The organism is Streptomyces sp. LHD-70, assembly GCF_031157275.1.
Classification (GTDB): Bacteria; Actinomycetota; Actinomycetes; order Streptomycetales; family Streptomycetaceae; genus Streptomyces.
Map to the genome: position 1 here is coordinate 25,887 of NZ_JAVIFW010000040.1, position 8,073 is coordinate 33,959.

Here is an 8,073-nt window from a genome sequence, read left to right on the forward strand (position 1 = left end):
CCCCGAGTGGGAGCGCGGGGACGATAACCTGCCCGTTCGTACGCGTTCGTACGTTCCCCGCCCGCTCCCTGGACCGCGATGCCGACGACCGACGACTCCTCCGCAGCCCCCGCCGACCCGGCGCGCCCCGGCCGCCGCCGGGTGCTGGGGCGGGGGCCGGGGGTGGGTGCTTCCGCGGCGGTGCCGGAGCCGGAGGCTGTTGTTCCGGAGCTGCAGCCGGAGCCCGTTGTTCCGCAGCCTGAGCCTGAGCCTGAGCCCGCGAATGAGGCTGAGCGCGCAACTGAGCCTGAGCCCGCGAATGAGCCTGAGCCCGTCGCCGGTGAAGTCCCCGTGGAGGACGGGCGGTTCAAGGTCCGGCTCGACAACTTCGAGGGGCCGTTCGACCTGCTGCTCCAGCTGATCTCCAAGCACAAGCTGGACGTCACCGAGGTCGCGCTCTCCAAGGTCACCGACGAGTTCATGGCGCACATCCGCGCCATGGGGCCCGACTGGGACCTCGACCAGACCACCGAGTTCCTGGTCGTCGCCGCGACGCTGCTCGACCTGAAGGCCGCGCGGCTGCTGCCCGCCGCGGAGGTCGAGGACGAGGCGGACCTCGCGCTTCTGGAGGCGCGTGACCTGCTCTTCGCGCGGCTGCTTCAGTACCGCGCGTACAAACAGATCGCGGACATCTTCAACGGGCGGCTCGACGACGAGGCCCGCCGGTATCCGCGTACGGTCGGACTCGAGCCGCAGCACGCCGAGTTGCTGCCCGAGGTGGTCATCAGCATCGGCGCCGAGGGCTTCGCCGAGCTGGCGGTCAAGGCGATGCAGCCCAAGCCCGAGCCGCAGGTGTACGTCGACCACATCCACGCGCCGCTGGTCTCCGTGCGCGAGCAGGCCGAGCTCGTCGTGGCGCGGCTGCGAGAGGTGGGGGAGGCAAGCTTCCGGGTGCTGATCGACGACGCGCCGGACACGCTGACCGTCGTCGCCCGGTTCCTGGCGCTGCTCGAGCTGTACCGGGAGAAGGCGGTCGCGATGGACCAGGAAGAGGCGCTCGGCGAGCTGACCGTGCGCTGGACCGGCGGCGCGGGGGCCGAACCGCAGGTCACCGACGAGTTCGACCGGCCACCGGAGGTCCCGGAGGAGCAGCCGGGGGAGAAGCGAGTGGAGGACGGCGCGTGAGCACCGAGCGGAGCACCGAGACACCGGCCGGGCTGCTCGAGGTCGCCGAGCTCGACCTCAAGCCCGCCCTGGAGGCCGTCCTGATGGTCGTCGACGAGCCGGCCACCGAGGAGCACCTGGCCAAGGTGCTGCAGCGGCGCCCACGTGAGGTGGCGCACGCGCTGCGGGAGCTGGCCGACGAGTACGCGGTGCAGCGGCGCGGCTTCGAGCTGCGCCTGGTCGCCGGGGGCTGGCGGTTCTACACCCGGCCCGAGTACGCGGCGGCCGTGGAGGGCTTCGTCCTGGACGGGCAGCAGGCCCGGCTCACCCAGGCGGCCCTGGAGACCCTGGCCGTCGTCGCGTACCGCCAGCCGGTCAGCCGCTCCAGGGTCTCCGCCGTACGCGGAGTGAACTGTGACGGGGTCATGCGGACCCTGCTGCAGCGGGGCCTCGTGGAGGAGGCGGGCGCGGAACCCGAAACAGGTGCGATCCTGTACAGGACGACGAACTACTTCCTGGAGCGGATGGGCCTGCGCGGCCTGGACGAGCTGCCGGAGCTCGCGCCCTTCCTCCCCGAGGCGGACGCGATCGAGGGCGAGACCCAGGAAGGTGTGCCGTCGTTCGATCCGGACGCACCCGATGCGCCGGGTATCGAGGACGCAGACGACTAACGGAAATTTGATGCGAAGCAGCAGCGGCAGGAACAGCAGCGGAAACAACGGCGGGAGCCGTGGTGGCAACAGCGGCGGCCGCGGCGGGAGCAGCGGTGGCCGCGGTAACTACCGCGGTGCCGGAGGCACCCGTGACGACAAGCAGGGCAGCAGCGGCCGTCCCAAGAAGCCGCGCCCGGAGGAGCGGCGTTACGACGTGGGCCCCGGCGCCACGCAGGACGGCCCCAAGTCGGGACGCGGCGGGGCGGCCCGCGGCGGCGCCAAGGGCGGCCCGAAGCGCCCGCAGGGGCAGGGGCGCCGCAGCGCGCCCGCACGCTCCCGTGAGTACGAGGCGCGCGCCGAGGAGCGCAACCGCGACCGGTACGCGGGCAAGAAGGACGTGAAGCCGCCCAAGACCTTCCCGGGCGCCGAGCAGGAGGGCGAGCGGCTGCAGAAGGTCCTCGCCCGCGCGGGCTACGGCTCGCGGCGTTCCTGCGAGGAGCTGGTCGAGCAGGCCCGCGTGGAGGTCAACGGGGAGATCGTCCTGGAGCAGGGCCTGCGCGTCGACCCCGAGAAGGACGAGATCCGCGTGGACGGGCTGACCGTGGCCACGCAGTCGTACCAGTTCTTCTCGCTGAACAAGCCGGCCGGAGTGGTCTCCACGATGGAGGACCCGGAGGGGCGGCAGTGCCTCGGGGACTACGTCCAGAACCGCGAGACGCGGCTCTTCCACGTGGGCCGGCTCGACACCGAGACCGAGGGCGTCATCCTGCTCACCAACCACGGTGAGCTGGCGCACCGCCTGACCCACCCGAAGTACGGCGTGAAGAAGACGTATCTCGCCGCGATCGTCGGGCCCATCCCGCGCGACCTGGGCAAGCAGCTCAAGGACGGCATCCAGCTGGAGGACGGGTACGCGCGCGCGGACCACTTCCGGGTGGTCGAGCAGACCGGCAAGAACTACCTGGTCGAGGTCACGCTGCACGAGGGCCGCAAGCACATCGTGCGGCGGATGCTCGCGGAGGCCGGTTTCCCGGTGGAGAAGCTCGTGCGGGTCTCCTTCGGGCCGATCACGCTCGGCGACCAGAAGTCGGGCTGGCTGCGGCGGCTCTCCAACACGGAGGTCGGGATGCTGATGAAGGAGGTCGACCTCTAGGTCGCCTCTGATCGGCCGCGGCCGGGCGTGCGCCGACTGCGGTGCGCGGTGCGCGGTGCGAAAGCCCAGGGCCCGGTCACGTCGTCCGACGACGTGACCGGGCCCTTCGCGTACGCTCCCGCCTGCTGGTGGGGCTGTCTCGGCTTTACGAGTTGAAGTTGTCCGTCTCGGGTGAGTTCAGGGGGACCCAGGGGCCGGGACAGGTGAGCGTGGCCGGGGTGCCCATGGCGTGGCTCTCGGTGCAGATGGTCTCGTAGACCTGGCCGGTCGTCGTGATGATGTCGATCTTGATGCCTGCCAGGTCCTGGTTGCCCTGGCTGTGCTCGTTGACGGACACACCGCAGGCGAAGCCGGCGTCGCCGCCGGTGGGATAGCCCGCGAGGCCGCTGAGGTCGGTCCACCGCATGGTGTGGTCCTGGTTGGGGCGGACATCGCGGATTCCGGCGAAGGTGCTGCTGTTGCTCACGGCACCGCGCACCTCGTACACCTGCTGGTCCTGGAACCCGTCGATCTCGACGCAGGGTCCTGTGGCGCCCGTAGCCCCGGTGGGCCCTGCGGGTCCTGTCGGCCCTGCCGGTCCCGTGGGGCCTTGCGGTCCCGTCGGGCCGGGGTCGCCGCCGCCGGGGCCGGTGGGTCCTGTCGGTCCGGTCGGGCCCGGGTCGCCGTCCTCTCCGGCCGGTCCTGTCGGCCCCATGGGTCCCGTCGGTCCCGTGGGACCCGTCGGGCCCTTGCACTTGTCCGCGTGGGGGGAGCCGGTCATGGCCGGGCCGTGGTGCGGCTTCTGGCCCGGCTTGCACTTGTCCTCGGTGCCGGGTGCGGAGACCGTCCTCGCCTGATCGGTCACCTTCTGGGCCGCCGCGGCTGCCGGGCTCACCACACCGGCCGCGAGGACGAGCGCGAGCGAGGCCACCATCCCGGCCTTCGTGAAGCGCTCCCGGGCCAGCGGTCCCAGCCGTGGCGAAGTCGTACCGTACGAAGGCGTTCTGCCCTCATGGCTCATCGATGGCTCCTTCTGCAGTGTCAGGCCCGTGAGTGACCCGGACCGGGTAGGAGCATCGCCGTCAGCGGCACAGCGAAGGACGCAACGGGCCCGCGACGCGCCCACCAGGTGACGGTTCGGAGTATCGGTACAGCTCCGTTCGAGGACCCTGTGGCTCGCCCTCCGCGTGGAGCGGCGGCAGGTTGTTCCGGGCTGTGCCACGTTGGCGCCCGTGAAACAGCAGACCCTTTGCCTGTGCATGATCGTCAAGAACGAGGCGGGCGTCATCGAGCGCTGCCTCGAGTCCGTACGCCCCCTCGTCGATCACTGGGTGATCTCCGACACGGGCTCGACGGACGGAACCCAGGACCTGATCCGCAAGGCCCTCGACGGCATTCCGGGGGAGCTGCGCGAGGAACCCTGGGTCGACTTCGGGCACAACCGGACCAGGAACATCCAGCAGGCGCGCGGCAAGGCCGACTATCTGCTCACCCTCGACGCCGACCATGTGCTGCGCCAGGACGCCCCGCTGCCCCGGCTGACGGCGGGCTCGTACATGCTGCGCTACGACGTCCCGGGCACCCAGCACCGGTTCAAGCACCTCATGCGGGGCGACCGGCTGTGGCGGTACGAGGGCGTCACCCACGAGTACCCGTGCACCGACGGGCCCGACGACCAGGAGAACCTCGACGCCCTGGTGATCGAGGATCACGCCGACGGCGGCTGCCGCGCGGACAAGTTCGAGCGCGACGCACGTCTGCTGCGCGCGGAGCTCGCACGCGACCCGGACAACCCGCGCACCGTCTTCTACCTCGCCAACACCGAACGCGACCGGGGGCACCCGGAGGAGGCCGTCGCCCTGTACGAGCGCCGGGCCGAAATGGGCGGCTGGGCCGAGGAGGTCTACTGCTCGCTCCTGGAGGCCGGGACCCTCAGGGCGGAGCGGACCGACGACTGGCCGGGGGCGATGGACGCCTTCAGCCGGGCCTGGGAGTCACGCCCCGAACGGCTCGAAGCCTGCTACGAGTTGGCCTCGCGGCTGCGGGTCCGGGGGCGCCATCGCACCGCGTACGCTCTCCTCGCGGCCGTCGTCGGCCGAGGGGAGCCGGACGACCTGCTGTTCACCAGGTCGTGGGTGTACCGGTGGGGTCTGCTCTTCGAGTTCTCGATCTGCGCCCACTGGGTGGGTGACCACGCCGCCTCGCTCCGGGCGTGCGACCGCCTCCTCGCCCTGCCGGATCTGCCGGAGGCCATCCGGCGCCAGACGGAGATCAACCGGGAGTTCCCCGCCCGGCAGGTCGCCGCCGCGCGGCAGCCGTCGGCGGGGCGCCTGCCCAGGGCCTCCAGGGCGGGCAAGGCGGCGGGCGGCCGGAGGAGTTCGCGCGCCTGAACCGGTTGCGCGCACCACCCCCCACCACTTAAGGTCAACTAGACTATTAAAGGGGGGTGTCCATGCAGGGCTACGACAAGTACGCCTACGAACCGTTCGCCGTCACCGTCGACCTGGCCGTCTTCACCATCCGCGAAGGCCGCCTGCACGCGCTCCTCGTCGAGCGCGGCGAGCAGCCGTACGCGGGACGCAGAGCGCTGCCGGGCGGATTCGTGCAGCCCGACGAGGCGGCCGAGACCGCGGCCCGGCGTGAACTCGCCGAGGAGACCGGCCTGTCGGACGTCGCCGGGCTGCACCTGGAGCAGCTGCGCACCTACAGCGAACCGGACCGCGACCCGCGCATGCGCGTCGTCTCCGTCGCCTTCACGGCGCTCGTCCCGGACGCGCCCGAGGCGCAGGCGGGCAGCGACGCGGCCCGGGCCGACTGGCTGCCGTACGGCGAGCACCGGCCGTCCTACGCGCCGCTCGCCTTCGACCACGACCGGATCCTCGCCGACGCCCACGAACGCGTCGGCGCCAAGCTGGAGTACACCGGCCTCGCCACCGCCTTCTGCCCGCCCGAGTTCACGCTCGGAGAACTGCGGCAGGTCTACCAGGCCGTGTGGGGCGCCGAGTTGGACCCCGCGAACTTCCGGCGGAAGGTGCTCGCCACGCCCGGACTCGTCGAGGCCGTGCCCGGGGCCGCCCGGCTGACCGGCGGTCGAGGCAAGCCCGCCGCCCTGTACCGCGCGGGCGACGCCACCGCCCTGCACCCACCGCTGCTGCGACCGGAAGGACGACCCTGATGACGACCACTCCGACCAAGCGCGCCGCCACCGGATCGCTCCTCGGCCTCGCCCTCGGGGACGCCCTCGGCTTCCCCACGGAGTTCAACGACGTACCGCAGATCCTCGCAAAGTTCGGCCCCTGGCGGCAGCTGGAGCTGCCGCGGCAGGCGTACATCACCGACGACACCCAGATGACGCTCGCCCTCGCCCGCGCCCTGCGGCGGTCCGCCGAGCGCGGTGTGTGCGGGCCCGAGCGGTTCGCGCACCTGGTGCGGCAGGAGTACGTCGCCTGGAACGTGTCGCCCGACAACAACCGCGCTCCCGGCGCCACCTGCATCCGCGCCTGCGAACTCCTCGCCGACGAGACCCGCGACTGGCGGGACGCCAGCCAGGTGCACTCCAAGGGCTGCGGCGCCAACATGCGCGTCGCCCCGCTCGGCCTGCTCCCGGGGCTCGACGACGCCGTACGGGCCGGCGCCTCGCAGCTCCAGTCCGCGCTCACCCACGGCCACCCCACCGCGCTCGCCGCCAGCGACCTCACCTCGTACGCGGTACGGCTGCTCGCGCAGGGCGTCGACCCCGTCGGCCTGGTCGGCAGGCTGCGCTCGTACGCCCTGGAGAACCGCACCACGTACCGGGAGGAGTGGCTCGGCGACCTGTGGACCCGCTCGCAGGACCCGAGCGCCGAGCACTTCGTCGCGCGCGGCTGGGACGAGTGCCTGGCCGTGCTCGAACGGCTCGCCGCGGCCCTCACCGACGCCAACCCGGAGCTCGACCCCTGCCAGGCCACCGGGCAGGGCTGGATCGCCGAAGAGGCCCTTGCCACCGGCCTGTTGTGCTTCCTGCTCTTCCCCGACGAGCCCGTCACCGCGCTCCGCAGGGCCGCCTGCACCGCCGGCGACTCCGACTCCATCGCCTGCCTCGCCGGTGCCTTCGCCGGCGCCCACCTCGGCGCGGACGCCTGGCCCGCTCAGTGGGTGGACCGCGTCGAGCACCGCGACGAGCTCCTTGCCCTCGGCCGGGGGTGGGACGCGTGAGCGCCGACCTGCTGCGGGCCGCCGGGCTCCCGGACACCGACCTCGCCCCGGTCCTCGCCGAACAGCCCGACCCGCTGCTCTTCGCGACGGTCTCGGGGGCGCACCTGTACGGCTTTCCGTCCCGCGACTCGGACGTCGACCTGCGGGGCGTGCATCTGCTGCCGGTGGGGTCCCTCGTCGGCCTGCGGGAGCCCGAGGAGACCCGGTCGCGGATGTGGGAGCGGGACGCGGTCGAGATGGACCTGGTCACGCATGACCTGCGCAAGTTCGTCCGCCTGATGCTGCGCCGGAACGGCTACGTCCTGGAGCAGTTGCTCTCGCCGCTCGTCGTCCACACCTCGGACGCGCACGCGGAGCTGGTCGCGCTTGCGCCGGGAGTGCTGACCTCCCATCACGCGCACCACTACCGCGGGTTCGCGACCACGCAGCGGCGGCTGTTCGACAGGACCGGTGAACTCAAGCCGCTGCTCTACGCGTTCCGCGTGCTGCTCACCGGGATCCATCTGATGCGTACGGGAGAGGTGCAGGCGCATCTGCCGACGCTGCTCGGTCTGGTGAAGGCCGCCCCCGACTACCTGCCGGATCTGGTCGCCGCCAAGGCCGAGGCCGAGCACGGGCGGGCTGTTGTGGACCACGCGCGCGTGGGGGCGGATTTGGATGCGTTGCAGGGGGAGTTGGAGGTGGCTCAGGGGGAGTCTGTGCTGCCGGATACGACTACGGCGTACGGTGCGTTGCACGACTTCGTGGTGCGGGTTCGGGTCGGCTAGATGATTGAGTCCGATGTTCTCAGTGGTCGTAGGCGATCAGGGATCGTTTGATTGCGGCTCCGGTGGTCCAGTTGTGCCAGATGGCGGTGGCGAGGGCGAGGAGTCGTTGGCCGGTGCGGGCGAAGACTCCGGCGGGTGTTCTGCCTCCGTGTTGTTCGAGGCTGAGTTGACCTTTGAGGGTGTC

8 protein-coding genes and 1 pseudogene are annotated in these 8,073 nt (G+C 71.8%); 7 read left to right on the forward strand and 2 right to left on the reverse strand.

Features of this window, described 5'->3' with window-relative positions; translation table 11 throughout:
- Positions 1 to 78 precede the first annotated feature (78 nt).
- From RCO28_RS38305 to RCO28_RS38315, 3 genes are read left to right on the forward strand one after another with little or no spacing between them, the layout of a single operon-like run.
- Complete coding sequence (locus RCO28_RS38305; RefSeq protein WP_308946019.1) at positions 79 to 1,164, forward strand: segregation/condensation protein A; 1,086 nt, start codon at positions 79 to 81, stop codon at positions 1,162 to 1,164.
- Entirely contained in the window at positions 1,161 to 1,814 is a 654-nt protein-coding gene (scpB, locus tag RCO28_RS38310) for an SMC-Scp complex subunit ScpB (RefSeq protein ID WP_308946020.1), read from the forward strand. Before RCO28_RS38305 ends, scpB begins: the two co-directional genes overlap by 4 nt.
- Positions 1,815 to 1,824: 10 nt before the next feature.
- Positions 1,825 to 2,949, forward strand: a complete 1,125-nt coding sequence (locus RCO28_RS38315; RefSeq protein WP_308946021.1) for a pseudouridine synthase — start codon at positions 1,825 to 1,827, stop codon at positions 2,947 to 2,949.
- Positions 2,950 to 3,094: 145 nt separating this feature from the next.
- Here RCO28_RS38315 and RCO28_RS38320 read toward each other — a convergent pair whose 3' ends face one another.
- Positions 3,095 to 3,949: a hypothetical protein gene (locus RCO28_RS38320; protein WP_308946022.1), complete on the reverse strand. Its 855-nt coding sequence runs from the start codon at positions 3,947 to 3,949 to the stop codon at positions 3,095 to 3,097.
- A 211-nt stretch (positions 3,950 to 4,160) separates the two neighbouring features.
- Here RCO28_RS38320 and RCO28_RS38325 point away from each other — a divergent pair, with 211 nt between their 5' ends.
- From RCO28_RS38325 to RCO28_RS38340, 4 genes are all read left to right on the forward strand, one after another.
- The gene (locus tag RCO28_RS38325; protein ID WP_308946023.1) at positions 4,161 to 5,318 is read left to right on the forward strand and encodes a glycosyltransferase; all 1,158 of its coding nucleotides are present in this window, start codon (positions 4,161 to 4,163) and stop codon (positions 5,316 to 5,318) included.
- A gap of 62 nt (positions 5,319 to 5,380) precedes the next feature.
- Positions 5,381 to 6,103: an NUDIX domain-containing protein gene (locus RCO28_RS38330; RefSeq protein WP_308946024.1), complete on the forward strand. Its 723-nt coding sequence runs from the start codon at positions 5,381 to 5,383 to the stop codon at positions 6,101 to 6,103.
- Positions 6,103 to 7,122 carry an ADP-ribosylglycohydrolase family protein gene (locus RCO28_RS38335; protein WP_374991329.1) on the forward strand — a complete coding sequence of 340 codons (1,020 nt, stop codon included), beginning with the start codon at positions 6,103 to 6,105 and terminating at the stop codon, positions 7,120 to 7,122. Before RCO28_RS38330 ends, RCO28_RS38335 begins: the two co-directional genes overlap by 1 nt.
- A complete protein-coding gene (locus RCO28_RS38340) occupies positions 7,119 to 7,889 on the forward strand; it encodes a DNA polymerase beta superfamily protein (RefSeq protein ID WP_308946025.1) in 771 nt (256 codons plus the stop codon). The genes RCO28_RS38335 and RCO28_RS38340 overlap by 4 nt, the downstream gene beginning before the upstream one ends.
- Positions 7,890 to 7,908: 19 nt before the next feature.
- Here RCO28_RS38340 and RCO28_RS38345 read toward each other — a convergent pair.
- Positions 7,909 to 8,073, reverse strand: a pseudogene (locus RCO28_RS38345) (IS982 family transposase); the annotation flags it as partial.

Excerpts from the sequence above, each read along its gene's own strand:
- RCO28_RS38305 (WP_308946019.1), top strand. The coding sequence starts at position 79 with ATGCCGACGACCGACGACTCCTCCGCAGCCCCCGCCGACCCGGCGCGC.
- RCO28_RS38315 (WP_308946021.1), top strand. The coding sequence starts at position 1,825 with ATGCGAAGCAGCAGCGGCAGGAACAGCAGCGGAAACAACGGCGGGAGC.
- RCO28_RS38320 (WP_308946022.1), bottom strand. The coding sequence starts at position 3,949 with ATGAGCCATGAGGGCAGAACGCCTTCGTACGGTACGACTTCGCCACGG.
- RCO28_RS38330 (WP_308946024.1), top strand. The coding sequence starts at position 5,381 with ATGCAGGGCTACGACAAGTACGCCTACGAACCGTTCGCCGTCACCGTC.
- RCO28_RS38335 (WP_374991329.1), top strand. The coding sequence starts at position 6,103 with ATGACGACCACTCCGACCAAGCGCGCCGCCACCGGATCGCTCCTCGGC.